At 54.8% G+C, this 20,763-nt stretch carries 17 protein-coding genes, 3 tRNA genes and 1 pseudogene; 18 read left to right on the top strand and 3 right to left on the bottom strand.

Annotated elements, in window-relative coordinates; genetic code table 11:
- Nucleotides 1-31: 31 nt before the first annotated feature.
- From uvrC to AACW87_RS00020, 18 genes are all read left to right on the top strand, one after another.
- Entirely contained in the window at nucleotides 32-1,885 is a 1,854-nt protein-coding gene (uvrC, locus tag AACW87_RS00105; protein ID WP_241326236.1) for an excinuclease ABC subunit UvrC, read from the top strand.
- 315 nt (nucleotides 1,886-2,200) lie between these two features.
- Nucleotides 2,201-2,755: a CDP-diacylglycerol--glycerol-3-phosphate 3-phosphatidyltransferase gene (pgsA, locus tag AACW87_RS00100; RefSeq protein ID WP_042036538.1), complete on the top strand. Its 555-nt coding sequence runs from the start codon at nucleotides 2,201-2,203 to the stop codon at nucleotides 2,753-2,755.
- Between the two features lie 183 nt (nucleotides 2,756-2,938).
- Nucleotides 2,939-3,014 (top strand) — tRNA-Gly (locus tag AACW87_RS00095).
- Nucleotides 3,015-3,049: 35 nt separating this feature from the next.
- Nucleotides 3,050-3,123 (top strand) — tRNA-Cys (locus AACW87_RS00090).
- Nucleotides 3,124-3,164: 41 nt separating this feature from the next.
- Nucleotides 3,165-3,251 (top strand) — tRNA-Leu (locus AACW87_RS00085).
- A gap of 262 nt (nucleotides 3,252-3,513) precedes the next feature.
- On the top strand, nucleotides 3,514-4,722 hold the full coding sequence (locus AACW87_RS00080; RefSeq protein WP_241326235.1) for a tyrosine-type recombinase/integrase: 1,209 nt from the start codon (nucleotides 3,514-3,516) through the stop codon (nucleotides 4,720-4,722).
- Between the two features lie 82 nt (nucleotides 4,723-4,804).
- A complete protein-coding gene (locus AACW87_RS00075) occupies nucleotides 4,805-5,731 on the top strand; it encodes a hypothetical protein (protein WP_241326234.1) in 927 nt (308 codons plus the stop codon).
- 117 nt (nucleotides 5,732-5,848) lie between these two features.
- Entirely contained in the window at nucleotides 5,849-6,058 is a 210-nt protein-coding gene (locus tag AACW87_RS00070; protein ID WP_241326233.1) for a helix-turn-helix transcriptional regulator, read from the top strand.
- Between the two features lie 140 nt (nucleotides 6,059-6,198).
- A complete protein-coding gene (locus AACW87_RS00065) occupies nucleotides 6,199-7,056 on the top strand; it encodes an antA/AntB antirepressor family protein (RefSeq protein ID WP_241326232.1) in 858 nt (285 codons plus the stop codon).
- 330 nt (nucleotides 7,057-7,386) lie between these two features.
- Entirely contained in the window at nucleotides 7,387-7,557 is a 171-nt protein-coding gene (locus tag AACW87_RS00060) for a hypothetical protein (RefSeq protein ID WP_162096738.1), read from the top strand.
- On the top strand, nucleotides 7,554-7,913 hold the full coding sequence (locus AACW87_RS00055; protein WP_241326231.1) for a hypothetical protein: 360 nt from the start codon (nucleotides 7,554-7,556) through the stop codon (nucleotides 7,911-7,913). Before AACW87_RS00060 ends, AACW87_RS00055 begins: the two co-directional genes overlap by 4 nt.
- On the top strand, nucleotides 7,910-8,164 hold the full coding sequence (locus tag AACW87_RS00050; protein ID WP_241326230.1) for a hypothetical protein: 255 nt from the start codon (nucleotides 7,910-7,912) through the stop codon (nucleotides 8,162-8,164). The genes AACW87_RS00055 and AACW87_RS00050 overlap by 4 nt, the downstream gene beginning before the upstream one ends.
- The gene (locus tag AACW87_RS00045) at nucleotides 8,161-10,965 is read left to right on the top strand and encodes a DUF927 domain-containing protein (protein WP_241326229.1); all 2,805 of its coding nucleotides are present in this window, start codon (nucleotides 8,161-8,163) and stop codon (nucleotides 10,963-10,965) included. The genes AACW87_RS00050 and AACW87_RS00045 overlap by 4 nt, the downstream gene beginning before the upstream one ends.
- Before the next feature lie 952 nt (nucleotides 10,966-11,917).
- Complete coding sequence (locus AACW87_RS00040) at nucleotides 11,918-12,913, top strand: hypothetical protein (protein ID WP_241326228.1); 996 nt, start codon at nucleotides 11,918-11,920, stop codon at nucleotides 12,911-12,913.
- A 248-nt stretch (nucleotides 12,914-13,161) separates the two neighbouring features.
- The gene (locus AACW87_RS00035) at nucleotides 13,162-13,386 is read left to right on the top strand and encodes a helix-turn-helix transcriptional regulator (protein WP_106551751.1); all 225 of its coding nucleotides are present in this window, start codon (nucleotides 13,162-13,164) and stop codon (nucleotides 13,384-13,386) included.
- 336 nt (nucleotides 13,387-13,722) lie between these two features.
- On the top strand, nucleotides 13,723-14,037 hold the full coding sequence (locus tag AACW87_RS00030) for a hypothetical protein (RefSeq protein ID WP_106551752.1): 315 nt from the start codon (nucleotides 13,723-13,725) through the stop codon (nucleotides 14,035-14,037).
- A gap of 25 nt (nucleotides 14,038-14,062) precedes the next feature.
- Nucleotides 14,063-14,890, top strand: coding sequence for a hypothetical protein (locus AACW87_RS00025; RefSeq protein WP_241326227.1), 828 nt, complete (start codon nucleotides 14,063-14,065; stop codon nucleotides 14,888-14,890).
- 90 nt (nucleotides 14,891-14,980) lie between these two features.
- Nucleotides 14,981-17,443: a phage tail tape measure protein gene (locus tag AACW87_RS00020; RefSeq protein ID WP_241326226.1), complete on the top strand. Its 2,463-nt coding sequence runs from the start codon at nucleotides 14,981-14,983 to the stop codon at nucleotides 17,441-17,443.
- A 771-nt stretch (nucleotides 17,444-18,214) separates the two neighbouring features.
- On the opposite strand, the gene AACW87_RS00015 is transcribed toward AACW87_RS00020, so the two are convergent.
- From AACW87_RS00015 to AACW87_RS00005, 3 genes and pseudogenes are all read right to left on the bottom strand, one after another.
- Entirely contained in the window at nucleotides 18,215-19,009 is a 795-nt protein-coding gene (locus tag AACW87_RS00015) for a hypothetical protein (protein ID WP_241326225.1), read from the bottom strand.
- Between the two features lie 699 nt (nucleotides 19,010-19,708).
- Nucleotides 19,709-20,350 (bottom strand): acyltransferase, encoded by a 642-nt coding sequence (locus tag AACW87_RS00010; RefSeq protein ID WP_241326224.1) that lies wholly within the window; start codon nucleotides 20,348-20,350, stop codon nucleotides 19,709-19,711.
- Nucleotides 20,351-20,421: 71 nt separating this feature from the next.
- Nucleotides 20,422-20,637 (bottom strand): annotated as a pseudogene (locus AACW87_RS00005) (hypothetical protein); the annotation flags it as partial.
- Nucleotides 20,638-20,763 lie beyond the last annotated feature (126 nt).

The raw sequence follows: 20,763 nt of genomic DNA, 5'->3' as shown, positions 1-20,763 counted from the left end.
TTTCGCCCCTTTGTGTTGAGCCGAGTAGCCGATGACCCTTTCTCCCGAGCCCCTTTTTGACAGCAAGGCCTTTCTGAGCGCCGTGACTCACCAGAGCGGCGTCTACCGCATGTACGACAGCGGTGGCACCGTCATCTATGTGGGCAAGGCCAAGGATCTTAAAAAACGGCTCGCCTCCTACTTTCGCACCAAGGTCGACAGCATCAAGACCCACACCCTGGTGCGTCAGATCGCCGATATCCAGGTGATGGTGACCCACACAGAGACAGAGGCGCTGATCCTCGAACACAACCTCATCAAGCAGTACCAGCCACGCTACAACGTGCTGCTGCGCGACGACAAATCCTACCCCTGGATCATCATCACAGGGCACCGGCATCCCCGCATCGGCGTCCATCGCGGCGCCCGCAAGGTGAAGGGGGAGTACTTCGGCCCTTATCCCTCCGGCGGCGCCGTGCGCGAGAGCCTGCATTTGATGCAGAAGATCTTCCCGGTGCGCCAGTGCGAGGATGCCGTCTATGCCAACCGTACCCGTCCCTGCCTGCTCTATCAGCTCAAGCGCTGCGCCGGCCCTTGCGTGGCGGGGTTGGTGAGCGAGGCGGAATATGCCCAGCAAGTGGAGCTGGCCAAGCTGTTTCTGGCGGGCAAGAACCAGCAGGTGATAGGGGAGCTGGTGGGCAAGATGGAGTCTGCCAGCGGCGATCTGCGCTTCGAGGATGCGGCCCGCTACCGGGATCAGATCCAGGCCCTGCGCCGGGTGACCGAGCAGCAGTCGGTGAGTGGCAACGTGCTCGATGAACTGGATGTGGTGGGTGTGGCGTTCGAGCAAGGCGCCGCCTGCATCCATGTGCTCTTCATTCGCCAGGGCAAGGTGCTGGGTTCCCGCAGCTACTTCCCCAAGGTGCCTAGCGATACGCCGCTGGAGGAGGTGGTGCAATCCTTCCTGCTGCAGTTCTATCTGTCGGGGCAGGGGGGCAGGCAGATCCCGAGCGAGGTGCTGCTGGACGTGGCCCTCGAGGATGAGAGCGTGATTGCCGAGACCCTGAGCCAGACCGCAGGTTACAAGGTGCGGGTGGTGAGCCGTACTCGTAGTGAACGAGCGCGCTTTATCAAGCTCGCCTCCATCAATGCGCAAACGGCGCTGCGCTCGCGCCTCGCCCACAAGAGCACCACCCAGGCTCGCTTCAGCCAGCTGGAAGAGTTGCTGGAGCTGGAGCAGCCCATCGCCCGGATGGAGTGTTACGACATCTCCCATACCATGGGGGAGCGCACAGTGGCTTCCTGCGTGGTGTTCAACCGGGAGGGGCCGCTCTCCTCGGAATACCGCCGTTTCAATATCGACGGCATCACGGGGGGGGATGACTACGCCGCCATGGAGCAGGTGCTGGAGCGGCGCTTTGGCAAGCTGCAGGAGCCGGACAAGGTGCCGGACGTGCTGTTTATCGACGGCGGCCTGGGTCAGCTGCGCCGCGCCGAGGAGATCCTGGCCCGTCAGCTGGAGTTCCTCGGTGGCAAATACCCGCTGCTGGTGGGCATCGCCAAGGGAGTAACCCGCAAGGCGGGGCTGGAGACCCTTATCCTGGGGGACAGTCACGAAGAGTTGCACTTGCCGGCAGATATGCCCGCTTTGCACCTTATTCAGCATATTCGCGACGAATCTCACCGTTTTGCCATCACGGGCCACCGGGCGCGGCGCGCCAAGGCCCGCACCACCAGCACTCTGGAGGATATTCCGGGGGTGGGGCCCAAGCGGCGTCAGGCCCTGCTCAAGTACCTGGGCGGGCTGCAGGAGGTGAAGAAGGCAGGGGTGGACGAGCTCGCCAAGGTACCCGGCATCAGCCAGGAGCTGGCCCAGTCCATTCATGATGCCCTGCACTCGCTCTGAGCCGGCAGGGTACTGGGCATCAGCCCGGCGTGGCCCAGTTTGTTCCATTCACGATGCCCTGCGCTCGCTCTGAGCTGGCGGTCAGGGCTCGTCGCGCTCGGTATTCAACCCAGTCCATCCATTCGCTCTGAATCGTGGCCGCAATCCCGCCTTTGGACGCACAAGAGCCGTGACGCAGGGGGCCCGTAAATGCCATAATGGCCCGCATCCTGAGGTTGTTGATGGATTAATAGACCAAGGCGGGCGCCTGTCCGGTTGCATCCGTGATCGGCTTGGGGCTACCATGTAGCGGCATACAAGAAGTGGCTGAAAATAATGACAAATATTCCTAACCTGCTGACGTTTTTTCGGATCTTGCTCATCCCCGTCTTCGTCATCCTGTTCTATGTACCCTATCAGTGGTCCTATCTGGCGGCGGCCCTCGTCTTCATTCTGGCGGCCGCGACCGACTGGTTTGATGGCTACCTTGCCCGCAAGCTGAACCAGTCCACCGCCTTCGGCGCCTTCCTCGATCCGGTCGCCGACAAGATCATGGTGGCGGCGGCGCTGGTGGTCATAGTCGAACACTACAACACCATCTGGGTTACCATACCCGCCATGACCATGATTGGCCGCGAGATCATCATCTCCGCCCTGCGTGAATGGATGGCCGAGCTCGGCAAACGCTCCTCGGTGGCGGTCAGTTGGATTGGCAAGTGGAAGACCATGATCCAGATGGTGTCGCTCACCGGCCTCATCTGGCAGTACGACATCTGGATGGTATGGCTCGCCTACGTGCTGCTCTATGTCGCCACCGTGCTCACCTTCTGGTCCATGTTCCAGTACATGAAGGCCGCCTGGGGCGATCTGACCTATCACTCCCGCTTCTAGTGCCTGCCCTGGCATAAAGCATCGTTTCCCCGCCGTTGGGGCAGGGAAACGATCATGAGTGGTAAAAGTGCAGGAAAAGGGTAAAAAACACCCGAACGATCAGGGTATTAAACATTTTTGGTTGACTGGGCGAGGAACATCGCTAGAATGCGTCCTCGTAGTCAGGCAGTCAGCCAGACCAATGCGGGAATAGCTCAGTTGGTAGAGCACGACCTTGCCAAGGTCGGGGTCGCGAGTTCGAGTCTCGTTTCCCGCTCCAAATTCAGACAATAGAGAGCCAACTCTCTTTTGCATGGCGCGTTAGCAAAGCGGTTATGCAGCGGATTGCAAATCCGTTTAGTCCGGTTCGACTCCGGAACGTGCCTCCATATTGACAAGCCCGCCGCGCGGACTTGATACCGATTGCGGTGCCCGAGTGGTGAAATCGGTAGACACAAGGGATTTAAAATCCCTCGACGTTCGCGTCGTGCCGGTTCGATTCCGGCCTCGGGCACCATTAATGAATATCACATCGTATCACCTCATATCTGAAACCCGCATAGCGTAAGGCTTTGCGGGTTTTTTGTTATGTCTTATCGTATCATATCGAGTCATAGCATACCCCCAGCTTTGGGGGTACATCTGGGGGTATCGGTTCTGATAGGGGTAAAAAATACCCCCAAATTTGCCAAACCCGTGTCCTGTCTGGGCTGCAGCGCAGCAATAGATACCCCCAGTGTGTGCAAGTACCCCCAAGCAAACACGGGAGATACCCCCATATGCCCCTATCTGATATCACTGCCCGGCAGGCTAAGTTCAATGGTAAGCAGCAGAAGCTATCCGATGAGAAAGGATTGTTCTTGTTGGTCAACCAGTCTGGCAAGTATTGGCGGCTCAAGTATCGCCACGGCGGCAAAGAGAAGACGCTCGCCTTGGGTGTCTATCCCGAGGTGTCACTGAAAGAGGCAAGGGCGAAACGGGATGATGCTCGTCGGCAACTTGCTGAAGGGGTGGATCCGGGTCTCGTCAAGAAACAGAGCAAGATCGCTAACAAGCTGGCCAGCGAGAACAACTTTGAAGCACTGGCGCGAGAGTGGCACCAAAGCCAGCTCGCTCGCTGGACGCCTGTTCATGCAGCCAGGGTGCTCAAGTCGCTTGAGGTGGATGTTTTCCCCGATCTTGGGGTTGTGCCCGTTGCCGAGCTGACCGCGCCCATGATGTTGGATGCTTTGCGCAAGGTCGAGAAGCGGGGGGTTACTGAAACAGCGGGACGGATCCTACAGCGGATCGGCGCTGTCATGCGCTACGCCATTCAGACTGGACGAGCCAGCTACAACCCAGCTCAAGACCTGAAAGGGGCACTCAAGGCCACCAAGCTGGAGCACAGACCCGCTTTGCCCCGTTCTGAGTTGTCAGAGTTCTTCCGCCGTCTGGAGGCCGAGCCACTTAATCCGGCGACTCGTCTTGCCCTCCATCTGCTGATGTTGACCATGACCCGCCCTGGTGAAGTGCGTTTTGCACGTTGGGATGAGTTCGATATGGAACGGGCAGAATGGCGGATCCCTGCTGCGCGGATGAAGATGCGGACCGAGCACCTTGTCCCCCTTTCTCGTCAGGCGTTGGCCGTGCTCGATGAGTTGCGCCAGCTGACAGGCCATTGTGAGTTGGTGTTCCCGAGCGAGCGCAAACTGACCAATCCCATGAGTGAGAACACCTTGAGCTATGCAATGGGGCGGATGGGTTATAAAGGGATCGCTACACCGCACGGATTCAGGGCATTAGCCTCTACCACCTTGAACGAGGAAGGCTTTGATCCGGACGTGATAGAGCGCCAGCTTGCCCACTCTGAACGCAACAAGGTGCGGGCAGCCTATCACCGGGCTGAATACCTGGACGACCGGCGCAAGCTGTTGCAGTGGCTGGCTGATTTCTATGATTCGCAACGAGGTAGCAATGTGCTACCAGTGAATTTCAACCGAGCGGGTTAACTGCTTGGCTGGGCCTATCTTGACGGAGAGAAAAGTGGGAAGCCTTGTCAGGCTTACCTGTAACTTATTCAAGGCAAACAATATGGCAACTTTAAACAGCAAACAAACTGAGTCAAATAATAAACCCTTGCTACCACTAGAATATTGCAGTCCTGGACGTGCAGCCAAGTTACTGGGGTGTGAAGTTGAGGATATATATCACTGGGCTGATGTAGGGGCGATCAATCTATATGCTCAGTTCCGTGATAGAGACATTAGTGATGGTGAAACATATCTTGTTGGAGAGGTATATTCCAATGAAGATCTTATTACATACGAAGAGCGCCGAGATGTTGAATATGAATATGATGGTAATAAATATTTAAAATCGATGGTTGTCTCGGAAGAAGGGGCCATACATGTAACGCCAAAAGTTCTTTATTCAAATGCCAAGTTGTTTAAATTTGGTGCGGCTATCCGTTTGATGGATCCGGCTGTAAATTTACAGGACTGCTTTGTTGATATTTCTGGATTTTGGAAAATAAGCAAGTTCAACTTCATTCAGGAGCAATACGCTAAATCAATCGATGAGAATACATCATGGTTTCTCTCTGCAAATTATATTGGTGATGAGTCGTCACCAGAAGATACTTTTGGTATCGATTTAATCGCAGCAGAAATACCTAACATGTCGTCTAGGATACGAGTGATGCGTGAGGATTTGTTGAAAATGCACCATCATATTACTACTGGTGAAATGATGAGTAAGAATGAAAATGTTTTTGATTCAGAAAAAATGCATTTATTACAAATGAATGTTAATCCAGCTATTAGCAATGAACGAGTAACTAGTAAACAGTGCGGTTTCATTGTTGAGTTGCTAAGGTCATACGGTCTGGATGATACCGATTTTCAGGGCAGCATTGGTGAGCTACGCAATAAGATTGCTAGCAGGGTTCCAGGTGTTGGTGACCCTGACATTGATGATAACACACTGATAAATTGGCTAAAAAAAGGTGGGGTCAGGTAAGTAATCCTCATGATTTATGCATAACTCCGCTGAGTTTTCTATAACTCAGCCATTTCCTCAAAGAGCTATGGTTTGATTGCTCCAGAAACGACACGACACGTAAAGGAGCAATAAACCATGTCATTACACACATCATCTGAATTGCCAGCAGAAGGGTTTGTCCGGGTGGGTACACTGGCCAAACTGCTGGGGATCGCCACTGTGACAGTCTGGCGCTGGACTGCTAATGGTAAATTACCTAAGCCGGTGAAACTGTCTGAACGTGTGACCGCTTGGCGTGCCGAAGAGGTACGGAATTGGATGAATGCCCAGGGTAAGGCTGCTTAGTATCCGGGTGTTAGCCAAAAGAAAGGGCCGCCCGTAGCAGGAGCAGCCCAAACCAATCATTCACCAATTACCGCTGATCAATAATATCAGTATTCTGATTGCTAAGCCAGTCAGCGGAACCGCTTAAGGTTTTTATTGCCATGAATAACAAACAACAGGGGCATATCGCTCGGGGCGAAGCCTTGCCCAAAAGCAACACTGCTCATACTATCCATTCTAATGATATTGCGATCGCCATGGCTGAATTGTTGCCACTGCATGAAAATATGGTTGGTAGTGAGCGCCTCCAGACCATTAATGCTCGTGAGCTGCACGCCTTCTTGAAATCGGGACAAGAATATTCCCATTGGATTAAAGCCCGTATTGCTGAATATGAGTTTATTGAAGGGACTGATTTCGCCAGATTCGATGAAGTCATTTTGAGCACGATAAATTCATCAGATACAAATGAGGCACGGCTTTATCAGCGAAATAGCGCCAAAGCGCGGGGGCGGAGAGTCAAGGGGTACGCCCTTACTTTGGACATGGCCAAGGAGTTGGCCATGGTCGAGCGAAACACTGAGGGCCGCCGTGCGCGCCGCTACTTCATCGACTGCGAACGGCGGCTGGCCGAGGTTGCCCCGCAACAGCAAGTGTCGGCACAAGCCCATTGGCAAGCCGAACGGGACGCCAGCAAGGACTATCACGGGCTAATGTGTCGCGCTCTGCAGCAGCACCGTACCAGTCAGGGTAAGGAGACTGCCGGTCACCATTACAGCAATGAGCTGGGCATGATCAATCGGTTGGTGCTTGGGATGGATGGCAAAGCATGGCTGGCCGAACACGGCCTGAAAGGCGAGGTACGGAAACACCTGAGCGCATATCAACTGGCGTTGGTCGCCTTTCTTGAACGCAGTAATGCCACGTTCCTGGACGCGGATATGCCTTTCGCGGAACGCAAGATGAGGCTAACAGCCATGCTGGCTGCCCGGGTTGAACGCGAGGGCGGCGAAAAATGATATTGCGCGACACGATCCGACACGGTACGATCTTATCTGTTGGGGCTACTAACCCTAACAGTACTACTTCCACGAGCGGTTACCCGCAACCGACAATTAGCGGTTTTTTTGTGCCTGCCATTTGGGCTACTACCCCAGGCTGTCGCACAGATGAACTTCACATTCACGCCCAACGCGGCGGGAGTGTATCCGCTTTTGCGGTATGGTTGAGAGGCCCCAATAAGCCCGCAAGGGTGAATAAGGCCCGCCTTCTCGTGGAGGTAGTTGACGCCATGCCGCATCCCCATTTGCAGCATGGCCGACTCACTAAACCACGAGAGAGTACAGGCCATGATCTACACCTTCTTGATCCAGCATTCCCGTACCTGCCGCTTGGCAGACCTACGCCGTATCCGCACCATTTCCGCCTTTGCCAACAGCGAAACACAAGCCCGGTCTGCGCTGGCCGGTCTACCCCTGGTGTTTTTGTCCCGCACCCCGAGCAAGGGGGTTGCAGCATGAAACGCACCATTCGAACTCGCCAGGTTATTCAGGCTGAGGCACTGTTTGAAGAGTCTGCAATGCTCGCTTCTGCTTTGAGCTGCATCTGTGAGTCCAATACCGAAAGAATGCTCTATTTGGAGCTCTCCGATCTACTGCATCCATTGCAGACCCAGCTTGATGAATTGGAGGCGTGCTGTACCGGCACACCGCTGGAGGACCCTGCTGAACGGATCAATCGTTATGCCTCCGTCCTGCTCAAGGTTCTCAATGGCAATCAGTCCCATATCGAGCCTTGTGTGCTCAGTGTTCTGCTCGCACCAGTCCTTGCCGAGTTTGAGGCCGTCGAACTGGCCAAGCACAGGGAGGGTGTATGACCTATTTCGCATGGGCTCCAGCGGCTCAACAACCCTCATTCGTTGGCCCGGCCAACCCCAAGACTGGCAAGCGTTCACAAGCGGGTAGCCTGAGCGCATTTGCCTGCCGTCGGCAGCGCGATGACTTTATTGCCAGCACCGACGGCATGGCGGGGGCTGTTACTGCCAAACAGGCCCGCCAGCTAAAAGCTGGTTTAGACGAGCGGGCTTTCAACGAGCTGGTAACCGTTTTGGTTGGGGGTGAGGCATGAACGGGGCAACGTTTGTTTCTGATGTCACCGCCGCGGCTTGTGGCCACTGGCCGGAACTGCTGGCAAATCTGGGGGTGACGGTACCGCCACGTAAGCAGCATGGGCCTTGTCCGGCTTGTGGTGGGAAAGATCGCTTTCGACTCGATGACAAGGGCGGGCGCGGTACCTGGATTTGTAGCCAGTGTGGCGCGGGTGACGGGCTGGATCTGATCCGCCGTGTCACCGGTAAGTTGCCGAAGGATGCTGCGGAATTGGTGGCGGGGGTGCTTGGCATTTCCCATGTTGCCATATCAGAAGCAGATCGAGAGCAATTGCAGCAGCAACAGCGCGCACAGGCTGATGTAGAGCAACAACAGCAGCAGATTAAGCGCCAGAAAGCCGCCAGACGCGCTGCAGATATCCTGCGCGACTGCAAGCCTGGCCAATCCCATTATCTGTCACACAAGCGCTTGAGCTGGCCCGGTGGGCTGTTGAATAGCTCCCTGATCCGGGTGGGGGAAGAGACGTTCCCCGCTGGCTCCTTGGTGGTGCCGCTCTACAGCGAGACCGGCGAACTGGTGAACGTACAGCTGATCCGCCATGACGGGGTGAGGCACTACCTTGCCGGTGGCCAGAAGCAGGCTGCCTGCCACCGGATCCCGGGTAGTGCCCTGGTGGCGGTTTGCGAGGGCTATGCCACCGGGCTATCAGTGCATCTGGCGACCGGGGCAACCGTCTATTGCTCCATGGATGCGGGTAACTTGCTGGCCATCGCTCAGGTGGTGAGGGGGATGGACGACCCCTTGCAACCGTGCCGGTTATTGCTTGCCGCCGACAACGACGCCACCACAACGGGTAACCCGGGTAAGACCAAGGCCGAGCAAGCCGCCGTTGCGGTGGGGGCCGTGGTCGCACTACCGCCCACTGCAGGAGACTGGAACGACTATTACCAGGCCCATGGGCTTGAAGAGACCAAGAGAGCCATCATGAGCCAGATTGAACAGACCCAGGAGCAAGACGCCAGCCAGAAGGAAGGGCAGCTAGCCGAGGTGATCCCATTGCATTCTGTGTCAGATGTGCAAGGCGAGCAGGATCAACCAATTGATGGTGAGGAACTGCCCGAGGGCTATGAAATCAGGGACGGTATGCTCTACGTGCACGAATGGGTGGGCTCAGGGCAGAACGGCAGGCAGGAGGAAATCCTGATTTCCCCTGAGCTTCGGGTGGTTGCCGAAACTTCTGATGAGGCGGGGTATGGCCAAGGGCGCTTGCTGGAGTGGCAGGATCGTGCTGGCCGAACCCGGCAATGGGCGATGCCGGTCAGCATGCTGGTACACCGTGGTGGCCAGGAGGCGCTGGCGTCCTTACTCAATGGTGGCTTGCCATTTGTGAACCTCAAGAAGCTCGACAAGTTGGCGGTCTATCTGATGATGAGTCAACCCGAGCGGCGGGTGACCTGTGTTGAACGTACCGGCTGGCACGGCAAAGCCTATGTGCTGCCGGGTGGGGGAATCGGGCCGGATGCTGAGCAGGTGATCCTGCAATCGGCCGGCTATTTGAGTAGCGACTTCACCTGCTCGGGGGAGCTGGCCGACTGGCAGCGCCAGATCGCTGCAATGGCCGTGGGTAACTCCCGCCTGTGCTTCGCCTTGTCGCTGGCCTTCGCCGCCCCCCTGTTGTCACTGGTGGGGCAGGAAGGTGGCGGTTTCCACCTCAAGGGCGAGAGTACTGATGGCAAGTCCACCATCATGAAGGCCGCCGCCAGCATCTATGGCCAGCCCGATCGCTACTGTCACACCTGGCGGGCGACCGGTAACGCCATCGAGGGGATCGCCAGTCGGCGTAACGATGCCTTACTGTGTTTGGACGAACTTGGCGAGCTGGACGGGCGCGAGGCCGGACAGGTGGCCTACATGCTTGCAAACGGCCAAGGCAAGGGCCGCAGCAAGCAGGATGGTGAGCTGAAAGAGCGCAAGGCATGGCGGTTGCTGTTCCTCTCCACGGGTGAACTATCCCTAGAAGATCACGCCGCCGAAGCGGGTAAGCGTACCCAAGCCGGGATGGAGGTACGTACCATCCAGATCCCGAGCAGTACCGGCAAGCACGGTGCGTTTGAGGTGCTGCACAACCAACCAGATGGGCGAGCCTTTGCCGATGCCCTCAACGAGGCCTGTAAGCGCGAATACGGCACCGCATTTCGTGCCTACATCGAGACCTTGGCAACAGGGCTGGACGCACACAAGGAACGCCTGAAGGCGGAGATCAAGCGTCTGGCTGTCGAGCTGACCCCCGCGGGGGCCGGTAATCAGGTTGGGCGGGCTATCAATCGCTTTGCCATAGTGGCCGCAGCGGGTGAGCTGGCCACTGAACTGGGGATCACCGGTTGGCCACAGGGTGAAGCGACCAGCGCCGTGCGGATATGCCTCAAGGCGTGGCTGGATGAACGGGGGCACTTGGGAAACAAGGAAGACAAGGCCACACTGGATCAGGTGCGCGGTTTTGTTGTGGCGCATCAGCACAGCCGCTTTGCCGACTGGTTCGACCCCAACCATCGTCCGGCCAATATGGTCGGCTATCGCAAGAAGGAAGCCGATGGCGTGAGCTTTATCGTGCTGCCTCCCGGTTGGAATGAGATCACCCGAGGTCGGGATCCCAAGCGGGTGGCCCAGCTTTGTTTGGAGGCGGGCTATCTGTTGCCCTCGAATGATGGCAAACGAGCCCAGCGCAAGATCCGCCTGCGGGATGGCGGCGCAACGGTCTGGATCTACATGCTGACCGAGAGAGTGCTAGCCGATGAGGCCGATGGGCCGGAAGACGAGTAGCCAGCCAGAAGAAAGCAAGGGGTCGCCATCGTGCGGCCCTTTACTTTTTGTGGCTGCTCATGCTATTCGCGCATGTGCGCCCGCAGGGGTGAATTTAATAAAAGTATGGGAACAGTGGGAACAAGATAGGTAAATGACCTTCAAAGCCTTATCCAGCAAGTGATACTAATGTTCCCACGCTCACAGAATTTCGTGGGAACAGATTGGGAACAGTGGGAACAAGTCGGAAATGTTCCCAACCCCTGTTCCCTTTGTTCCCACACCTTCCAGCGATTGTGGGAACAGAGAAACCCAGTAGTGGCAAGGGTTAGCGGGCAATGTTCCCATGTTCCCACTGTTCCCATCGTTTTTACATCACACATGCATGTGTGCGTGCGCGAATAGCAAAAAGCGATGCTTTTTGTCAAATCCTTTCTCTGGCTGGCCGTGTTTAGGGCTCGCAGTTTCCCTCCCATGCTGGTGTTGCCAGCCGCGCCCGCGCCCCGCAGGGCCGACGCTTATGCCGAAGAGGACGAAGGACTCAAGCGCATAAGCAAAGTCGGCCACTATGCGTAAGTTTTCGCCCACTCATTTTCGCTTTTGCGGTAGCGTGGAATGAGAGCAAGCAGGGGGAGGCAGGTCAGGTATGGCGGGATGTCAGTTTGCACACATTGACGGGTATGCACGACAAGGCGGGAAGACAAAGACGGGGCGGGTACTGTCAGCCCAGCAGATAGCGGATGAGGCTGAGCGTAAACCCGGTGCTCATCCACATGTGAAAGAGCCTAATCCGCCGATCCTACGGTTTGGGGTTATGCCATCGGAGGCAGTACAGCAGGCCATGGCATGGGCGGAGCAGGCCGTTGACCCGCGAGGGCGTAAGCTGAGGATTGACGGACTGTGTTTAGGGGCTGGCGTGGTCAGTGTCCCGGAGAACCTGCCCGATGAGCTCTGGCCAAGGTATCGTGACGCCATGATTGGGTATCTGAAAACAAAGCATGGCGACAGGCTGAAATCGGTAGTCGAGCATGTTGATGAGCCGCATCGGCACATCCACTTTTACCTGGTACCACAGCCAGGCGAATCATTCGGTGCTGTACATCCTGGGGTTGCGGCGGCGCGGGCCTCAGCTGCTCGAGGGGAGCGAAAGGGTCTGCAACGTCTCGCGTTCAATCAGGCCATGAGAGCTTGGCAGGACGAGATCCACATTGTGTCCGCGGACTTTGGGCTTGCCAGGATCGGCCCGCGTCGGCGGCGACTACCGAGGGAAGTGTGGAACGCGGAGCAGCGTGCTTTGTCTGCCCATGCTGCGCTCATTAGTGCAACGAAGCCGAAAGGGCCAACCATGGGGAAAATCAACCAGATCATCGCCATGCAAGAGGTTGAGCACCGAACCGGGTTGTTGGGGCGGGGCGCTCCGCTCTACACCGAGGAGCAGCTACTGGCCGCGACGAAGGCTGCTGCACTGTATGGTGCTCGACACATGGCCGATCAGCGTCAGGACTTACTGGAGGCGGTGATCCTGCGAACCTCTGAGATTGAGGCCGCAGAGAGTCGGCTGGCCGAACTGGCCACCCAGGAAGCCGCAACTGCGCTCCGGTTGGCTGAGGCTGCCGAGAGAGTAAAGGAAGCCAACTGCAAGGCTCAGGCACGCATAGACGCTTCTTTGCTGCAGGCCGAGCAGGCGGAGGCAATGGCAATACGGGCCGAACGCTGGGCCAAGCAGGCCGTCACTGCCATGGAGGGTCGAATGAGAGAGATTTTGTCCCCCATCCTTGTCGCATTTACGGCGATCCTTCGCGACCCCAAGGCAATAGAACCCAAGGTCGAAGCAGATGCCGCGATTGCAGCGTTGGCGGAGCTACAGCCTCTTGCCACAGAGATCCAGCAAGCACTCTATCCCGTCGCAAAAGCAGTCAAAAAGACCCATAAAGTTAACCAAGCACTTGGGCTTGACCTTCATCCGTAACGACCTGATTACCAATAGCCATTAAGGGGTGATTCCCCTCAGTCCAGCTGAAATATCCAACTCCACCAGTGTGTCCGCCCTGGATACACTGGCCGCTGCTCACATTTCGCTTGAAACCGCCGCATCATCTCTCATAGCGGAGACCGTCATAACCGCCATTGTGTAACGCCATTACACAATGGCGGTGGCTCGTCTCCCTGCGTAAACCGTTGCAACCTCCATAAAGTAACCAACAGCAGGAGTGCATGATGACCAACCAAGTGTTCATTGAGCGTAAGCGTCTGACCGTACTAATCGGCTGTCGCTACGACACGATCGACCGCATGGTTGAGCGTGGAGAATTACCGCGCCCAATTCGCCTAGGTCGCAATGGCCGGTATCGCTTCATTCGTGCCGAAATTGAACCCGCGTTAAAGCTACATGGGATCGATCTGGCGAAGCTTGAAGCCGCCCATGCTGAAAGTGCTGTCTGATCATGCCAATCACCACGACACATGACCGAGGCGGGATCTTCCAGCCCGGCTCGACCTGGTTAACGATTTGCCAGGCTGTGTGTGGCGTATTGCACATAGCAGGACCGCTTTCTCCTGAACAGGCGCGATTGCTACTTACGATCTTACGCAAGGAACTGGCGAAAGCTGCCCTACCGGCTCAATCCGAGGCTAGGTTAGACCCTTGGCACTACCTTACCGAACACTCCAGAGGGGTGGTCGTCTTAAGTGCTTCAGGTCAAAACATCTTGCGACAGCAGCCTAGCCGAACCGCCCAAACCCTCGTCAAGAACACCATCAACCACTGGAGAGAAAACCATGAGCAAGCCGCTTAATCATGGCGCCATTTGCGGTCGTATTTTTGCCGCCATGCCCAAGCTTACCCCGCAACAGGAGGCCGTGTTGCTAGATAACCTGGATGGCATGACCAAAAGCGAACTACGTGAATATGCCTCTAATGCCAGCGAGCTGGCAAAAATCCCTCTTCACCTGCGTGAAGAAAAGATGCTGCTGAGTTTGTCGCAGCAATTTGGCCTGGGATCTACTGGCCAGCCAGGTGTGATGAACTTCACGGCCGAAAACATGGATCGTCTCACTGCTGAACTGAAGCACCTGACCGAAACAGATTGCTGAATTGAACCCGATTTGGAGACCGGAAATGCATAACATCACAAATTTAGTCCAGGCAGCCCAACAAGCGCACCTTGAATATATGGGGTGGCATGATGGGGAGCATCGGTTGCTGACTTGCATCAGCGCATCACGTATCGATGAGATCAAGCAGGATATCCAGAGAGGGCGTGAGCTCCGCCGAACAGCGATTGCCCAAGGGAAGACGTCTGGAAAAGAGTACCGGCAGCTCTCCACTCATATCTCGTCACTTGAGAGTGAGTTGGCTGACATGGCGGTCGTTACCGAAGAGTTGGAAGATGGTGCATTTGAGCGCTCATGCTCTGGGCAGGCGTTGTGGTGTCATCACCTGAAGGAACGTTCCGCCCTTGCACAAACCTATCTGGATGAATTGATCGCCAGCGACTTGGATGAAGCCCGAGGGGCCCTGACTCCACTTTTGCCAATGCTGGCCAGACTAGTGTCCAGAGGCAGACAGAAGGTGGTCATCGGTTCATTCTTGAAAGATGACACCAACTCTTTAGTCGTTCCCCCCGGCTTGAGCGATATAGAGCCAGCAGAAATTCTCCCGCTCGATATGGTTAAGTCATTGGTGGCTGAGTTGCTTGAACCAATCTGGAGAGATACGGACCCGGAACTGGACCCGGTGGTCATGGAAGAGATTAAGCGCATTCCTCCGAGCAATCTGATCCGTCTTGATTTGGTAGGCAGCCCGTCAGCCAAAAGAAGTGCTCGTGCAAAACAGGCTTTGCGAATGGAGCAAACGGAAGAACCCAAATCTGCAGTGCAGGCAAAACGTGATAACTGGTCGCCGGAGGCAATGCTGAACAGAGCTAAACAGCTAAGTGAGTTGTGATTGTCCCCATAACCATTACAGAGCAAGGGGCATTCCAAATCGTGGTTACCCCTTGTTAAAAACCAACAGTTAAATCAATGGGTAAGAACAATGAGCTCTCTCAAACTTCAAATCCTGCTCGGGGCGGTAGACAAGCTCACCGCCCCCCTCAAAGCTGTTAGCGGCCAGAGCCGCCTGACCGCCAAAGACCTGGTCGACGCGAAAAATCGCATCAAAGAGCTGGAAACCCAAAGCGGCCAGATTGAAGGCTATCGCACCCTGGGCCGCCAAATTGGCGCTACCCGTGCCCAGCTCACCCAGGCCCAGCGCGACGCCCAGCAGATGGCCCAACAGCTCGCCCACGTAGAACAGCCCACCAAGGCCATGACCCGCGCCATGGAACAGGCCAAGCAGAAGGTGCGCGACCTCTCCCAGCAAGAGCGTGAAATGGTCGCCCGTCACGGCAGCCTGAAACGCGCCATGAACGAAGCCGGCATCAATACCAGGCAACTCGGCGAACACCAACGCCGCCTCAAGACCGACCTGGCCGCCGCCAACGGCCAGCTTGACCAGCAGCGCGCCAAACTGGGCCAGCTGGCTGACCAGCAAAAGCGCCTCAACCAGGTCAAGGCCAGCTACCGGCAGACCCAGGAACTGCGCGGCCAGCTGGCAGGACATGGCGTTGCTGCGCTTGCCACTGGAACAGCCATGGGCCTGACCACCATTAAGCCGGTGATCGAGTTTGCCAAGGCTGAAACAGCTGCCGTCGATCTCAAAGTCACCATGATGGGCAAAGGCGGAGTGGTAAATAAAGACTTTCAAGCGATCAGCAATCTGGCGACCCAGCTAGGCAATAAGCTGCCGGGTACCACAGCTGATTTCCAGAACATGATGAACACCCTGAGCAAGCAGGGTATGACTACCAAGGCCATCCTTGGCGGCTTGGGAGAAGCAACAGCCTATCTGGGTGTGCAGCTCAAAATGCCATATGACCAGGCAGCGCAATCAGCCTCAAAGCTGCAAGATGCCACCAGAACAACCGAAAAGGACATGATGGGCCTGATGGATGTAATCCAGAGGGCAAACTACCTGGGGATGGATATAGGCAACCAAGAGGCGGCCTATGCCAGCTTGTCGCCGATCCTGAACTTGATAAAGAAAGACGGTCTCGATGCCGCCAAGGCACTTAGTCCGCTGCTGGTCATGGCTGACCAGGCAAGCATGGGTGGTGAAAAAGCAGGTAACGCTTATCGCAAGGCGTTCCAACGCAGCATGAATGCCAAGAATATGGATAAGGCCAACGACCTGCTGAAAGGCAATGGCATCAAACTCGACTTCACCGATGGTAAGGGCAATTTTGGCGGGCTGGATAAGATGTTCGCTCAGCTTGGCAAGCTCAATAAGTTGAGCGAACAGAAGCGGCTGGCCGTGTTCAATCAGGTGTGGGGTGACGACAGTGAAACCCAGCAGGTGCTCACCCTGATGATGACCAAAGGCTTGGCGGGGTATAACGAGACCATCGCCAAGATGGAGGCACAAGCTTCGTTGCAGGAACGGGTAAATGCCCAGCTGGGCACACTGGGTAACCTATGGGATGCGGCCACAGGCACATTCACCAACGCCATGGTCAATTTTGGTGAAGCGATTAGCCCGGAAATCAAAGGCATCATCGAATTTATTGGCAACCTGTCAGAACGACTTGGTAACTGGTCAAAGCGTAATCCTGAACTGTCCAACACCCTGATGCGAATTGCTGCGATAACCTCTCTGGTTACTGCTGCTCTTGGTGGGCTATCACTGGTTCTGGCCACTTTGCTTGGTCCAATGGCGATCATGAAACTGACTTTCGGGGTGCTGGGGGTCACCTTTGGCGGGATGCTTGGAGCTATCGGTGCGATATTGGCTCCACTAGCTGGGTTAGCTGTATTGGGTATTACTATCGTCAAACTATGGGAGCCAATCAGTTCATTTTTTAATGGGCTCTGGAAAGGGATCTTGGTTGGGTTGTCCCCTGTATTTGAATCTTTAAAGCCATTCTCTCCTTTGGTTGAGGGGATTAGCCGCAGTGTGAAAGCCCTAACGGGTTGGTTCGGTGATCTACTTGCTCCAATCAAGTTTTCCAAAGAAATACTGCAGGGTTTTGGGAATGCTGGTGAGCTTGTTGGCCGCATACTTGGTGAGGCATTTAATTTCGCCCTTACCCCTCTCAAGGCTTTCCTGAAAGGCATAGAGTGGCTACTCCAATCTCTGGGGGTACTGGAAACCAAAAAAATTCCAACATTCAAGCTGCCGGCCGCAGATGCCTTGGGGTATCCGAATGGTAACTTTGGTGTGCCTGCATACTCATCTGCATACACCTATGGGGCTGGTAATCGACCTCGTATCGTTGAAGCTCCAAAGCTAGCCCCAAGGGCGAGTAAAACCATCAACAGCCAACCGTTCTATCAGCTGAATGTAACGGCTACACCAGGGATGGATGAGTCACGACTGGCCCAGATGATGGTCGACAAAATTAAAGAGCATGAGCGAGCTAACAAGCGATCGGCTCTGGCCAGCTTGTCTGACATCAACTGAGTGCAACCATACCGATAATCCAAATTTGAAAGCTCGGCCATTTGGCTGGGCTTTTTTACTACGAGCAGAATGACTTGAAGGCGCACAGATAGAGCTCAGCTGTCCAAAAACACATAAAGCTTCTTCGGAGTCGATCTGTAATTGACCTGAGTTGAGGTGCCGTCTGCCGATCACCCTCAGCACCCAGAGCGCGCAGAAGCCCCCGCCCGCCTGCACGCGCTTTGTGTGTGGATAATCCTTCATGCAACAGATCGGGTTGAGAGTGCGCCAGCACTGGTTGGAGTTAGGGATACTGGGGACGAATTAATCCTTCAGAATCCTTCAGAATCCTTCAAAATCTTTCACTTTCCGTCACGCCGATCTGGTGGTTTGGGAGTGCTCATGCAAAACGAGGCTAAAACCGTGATTTTGGGCATGGTTTTATCTGTCTTGCGGGTTATGCCGTGCTTGCACATGGCATTGCGGAGTCCACAAGCATTTCATTCATGGGGGTACTTTTGGGGGTATTAACGTTTTTGTGTTTTACGTTATTCATTTAAAATCAATGGCTTGACGTTTAAATTCGATAGAGGCCTCGGCACCATTAAAATCAAAGACTTACGAAGGCCACTAGCAATAGTGGCCTTTTTGTTTTTGGTCAAATGGCGACAGAGTGGCGACAGCGATTGTGTCGAGTCTATAGCGTCAAAACAACAAAGCCTGCTCAAGGCAGGCTTTTATAGGGTTCTGTATATACCCGAGGATTTGCCGTGTGGGGTAGGGGATGGTCGACTACTTCCACCACTCCTTGCTCGGTAAGTTATTCCATTCTCCAATCGGATATTCATGGCCATTGAAGCGCAGAGTGGTACTCAATGTTCTTTGACTGATTGGTCGAGAGGAGCCATCCGGATTATGAGTCTCAGTCTTTGCTTTGGTTACCACTTTAAGGTCGTATAGACCGTTCGACATATTTGGCAGAACTTGGATGTAGGATATTCCTTGTTCTAAATCAATTTTCTCTGGCAAGCAAGGCACGCCTTTTCGGATGTAGGTGTGGAGCATAGGGGCGCCGTTCATTACGCGTTGAAGGGTTCCATTATGTTGTCTGAATAGATGTAAGAATCTGGATCTATAACCATCAGCACAAGAGGGGCCATAGCCGATATCAAGTCTCACCCCAAAGGCTCGTTCTCCTTTGGCCAGTAGGTAGGGAGCTGTATCGAGCCATATACTGGAGCTACCGATACGGATACTGGCATCTTCTTCAATGAGCTCTTCAAACTGCTGTTTTACTTTTCCCTGAGAAATGAGTTCTACTCGCCAGAGACTTGTGGGTAGAGATATATCATCATTGCGCTCCCCATTATCTGGGAAAATGTAGGAGATTAAGGTTACTTCTGGCTGGTTTGGCAACGTCTTACAGGCACTGGCTGTCAGTTCGGTGTGTGAAGGCAAACGAGTCTTGATGGCCGCGAGTTGATTCGACGAGCAAATTTGTTCTCCTTCAGCCCATGCGCCAAAGCTGATTCCTTGTAGCAGCAGTGTAGGTATCGTTGCGCATACCAGAGACTTTGTTATCACCATAGCTTTTGCCTTCAGTCTTACGCGTTTTATCGGTTGTTGAGTTTTATGCGGACTGGCACTTTAACAATGTTTTAGGGGTTGTGCGAGTCCACATTGTTTGGGGGAACAGACCGCACAATCGTGGGGGGGGGAGGGCATCAAGACTGATCGGCCCCTTTCAACATTTCAGTTATCAGATCAGCGCTCATCACACCTAACTATCTGAAACAAAACTCCTTCTAGCTGTTCCCTCGCAGCAAACTGGACCTTTCCCGATAGTTCAAATTCCCACGAAAAGTACAACCATCCCAATATATTCAACGACTTACGTTTTCGACGCCGCTAGTCAGACTCCTTTCAAACTGTAAAATCCTGCAATTTCTTTCGATCCTTTCAGATCCTTACCTCGCCCGAGATCCTTTATCTGGCGCGGTCTGGGCCATGGTCTTGCGGCAATCTACTTTTGCAAAAAATTTTATTGGTGCGGCGTGCAGGCGGGAGCGGAAGAGCGCGGTTTCCGTGGCGCAGACGCGGCGGTGGGCGTCGCCGCCGTGCGTTAGGAGGCTGTGAGCATGATCAGGCTTTACGTATGATGCAGCGCTGCCCGATGGGCGGCCTCTTCATGCGGCGCCATTCCCTGGCCATGCTCAGGCGCTATCAGGCAGATAGAAGAAGGCCCCACATTGTGGGGCCTTCTTCACCTGAACTTGATAGCCAGCCCTAGTAAGTCAGGTGCTCATCCCACGTGACATTCGAGCGGATCGATTTGGCTGGGTTACCAACAGCGATGCTCGCGGTTTCGATTCTGCCAGTTACGATGGAGCGGGCACCAATAACAGAGCCATCTTCGATGCGGGCTCCCTTCAATATTATTGCTTCTTGGCCGATCCATACTTTCGTACCGATGATGATATCTTTCGCTGGGTTGATGCGTGTTCCGGCGGTGCCATAGATATCGTGGCCATCGCTGGTCAGCATCGTGATCCCGGTGGCTAAAAGTGAGTTGTCACCAATGAGCAGACGGGTGCCTTCTTCACGACATGATAATTTTCCAGGGCCGGTATTCTTCACATTCTTGCCAATCTCTAGGGTGCAGTTGTTCCCTAGCACCTCGATCACCAAGCCTCTCAAGTTACAACCTTTGTGAATGATTAGACGATTGCCTCGCCCCTCAATCGTGATGTTGCACCTTCTTATCTGGGCATCTTCATCCACTTGGAAGTGGTTCTCGCCATCCCCAATTGAGATTGCACATTTTCTGAGACGCGTACTAGGAGATAGGTGGATGTGATTACTGGACGATGAATGAACCTGATTGAGCAGGTTCATTGCGATTTTTCTCAGGATGGTTTGCAGAGCCACAGGGGTCATTCCTCTAATCGTTATTGCAGTATCTTACCATGCTGAGTCTCTCCTCAGATTCGTCAGAAACATCATAATACCCACGTCGTTAGGGTGATTACTACGATGATGGGGGATAGCTGGCCGGCCAACTGCTTGGCCTGTTGGCCATGTCCTGTCATGGCCTAGCTGTTACCGGGCATTGGCCTGCTGCCGTGGGTATGGCTGGCTGTCGCTGCGGCCAACTGCTCCACCACGTTCATCAACTGCAGCAGCAGTCGGAAGATGTTGATGCTGTCGGTCCCAAGTGTAGTGGTCAACTAAATCCGGACACACAGTTAAGCCGATTCTCGGCCTCTGCTGGCGGTATCCCATCATTGTGTTGATGTGGACGCCGCCAGTTATAGTAATCCATCAGGTAGGAACTGATATCC

Source organism: Aeromonas sp. MR7, from assembly GCF_963899385.1.
GTDB classification, from domain to species: Bacteria; Pseudomonadota; Gammaproteobacteria; order Enterobacterales; family Aeromonadaceae; genus Aeromonas; species Aeromonas bestiarum.
Note: the sequence above shows the minus strand (reverse complement) of the source record. Positions and strands in the feature narration are given on the sequence as shown.

What these genes read in the sequence shown, in the direction of transcription:
- uvrC (WP_241326236.1), top strand. Translation starts at nt 32, where the DNA reads ATGACCCTTTCTCCCGAGCCCCTTTTTGACAGCAAGGCCTTTCTGAGC.
- pgsA (WP_042036538.1), top strand. Translation starts at nt 2,201, where the DNA reads ATGACAAATATTCCTAACCTGCTGACGTTTTTTCGGATCTTGCTCATC.
- AACW87_RS00080 (WP_241326235.1), top strand. Translation starts at nt 3,514, where the DNA reads ATGCCCCTATCTGATATCACTGCCCGGCAGGCTAAGTTCAATGGTAAG.
- AACW87_RS00075 (WP_241326234.1), top strand. Translation starts at nt 4,805, where the DNA reads ATGGCAACTTTAAACAGCAAACAAACTGAGTCAAATAATAAACCCTTG.
- AACW87_RS00070 (WP_241326233.1), top strand. Translation starts at nt 5,849, where the DNA reads ATGTCATTACACACATCATCTGAATTGCCAGCAGAAGGGTTTGTCCGG.
- AACW87_RS00065 (WP_241326232.1), top strand. Translation starts at nt 6,199, where the DNA reads ATGAATAACAAACAACAGGGGCATATCGCTCGGGGCGAAGCCTTGCCC.
- AACW87_RS00060 (WP_162096738.1), top strand. Translation starts at nt 7,387, where the DNA reads ATGATCTACACCTTCTTGATCCAGCATTCCCGTACCTGCCGCTTGGCA.
- AACW87_RS00055 (WP_241326231.1), top strand. Translation starts at nt 7,554, where the DNA reads ATGAAACGCACCATTCGAACTCGCCAGGTTATTCAGGCTGAGGCACTG.
- AACW87_RS00050 (WP_241326230.1), top strand. Translation starts at nt 7,910, where the DNA reads ATGACCTATTTCGCATGGGCTCCAGCGGCTCAACAACCCTCATTCGTT.
- AACW87_RS00045 (WP_241326229.1), top strand. Translation starts at nt 8,161, where the DNA reads ATGAACGGGGCAACGTTTGTTTCTGATGTCACCGCCGCGGCTTGTGGC.
- AACW87_RS00040 (WP_241326228.1), top strand. Translation starts at nt 11,918, where the DNA reads ATGATTGGGTATCTGAAAACAAAGCATGGCGACAGGCTGAAATCGGTA.
- AACW87_RS00035 (WP_106551751.1), top strand. Translation starts at nt 13,162, where the DNA reads ATGACCAACCAAGTGTTCATTGAGCGTAAGCGTCTGACCGTACTAATC.
- AACW87_RS00030 (WP_106551752.1), top strand. Translation starts at nt 13,723, where the DNA reads ATGAGCAAGCCGCTTAATCATGGCGCCATTTGCGGTCGTATTTTTGCC.
- AACW87_RS00025 (WP_241326227.1), top strand. Translation starts at nt 14,063, where the DNA reads ATGCATAACATCACAAATTTAGTCCAGGCAGCCCAACAAGCGCACCTT.
- AACW87_RS00020 (WP_241326226.1), top strand. Translation starts at nt 14,981, where the DNA reads ATGAGCTCTCTCAAACTTCAAATCCTGCTCGGGGCGGTAGACAAGCTC.
- AACW87_RS00015 (WP_241326225.1), bottom strand. Translation starts at nt 19,009, where the DNA reads ATGGTGATAACAAAGTCTCTGGTATGCGCAACGATACCTACACTGCTG.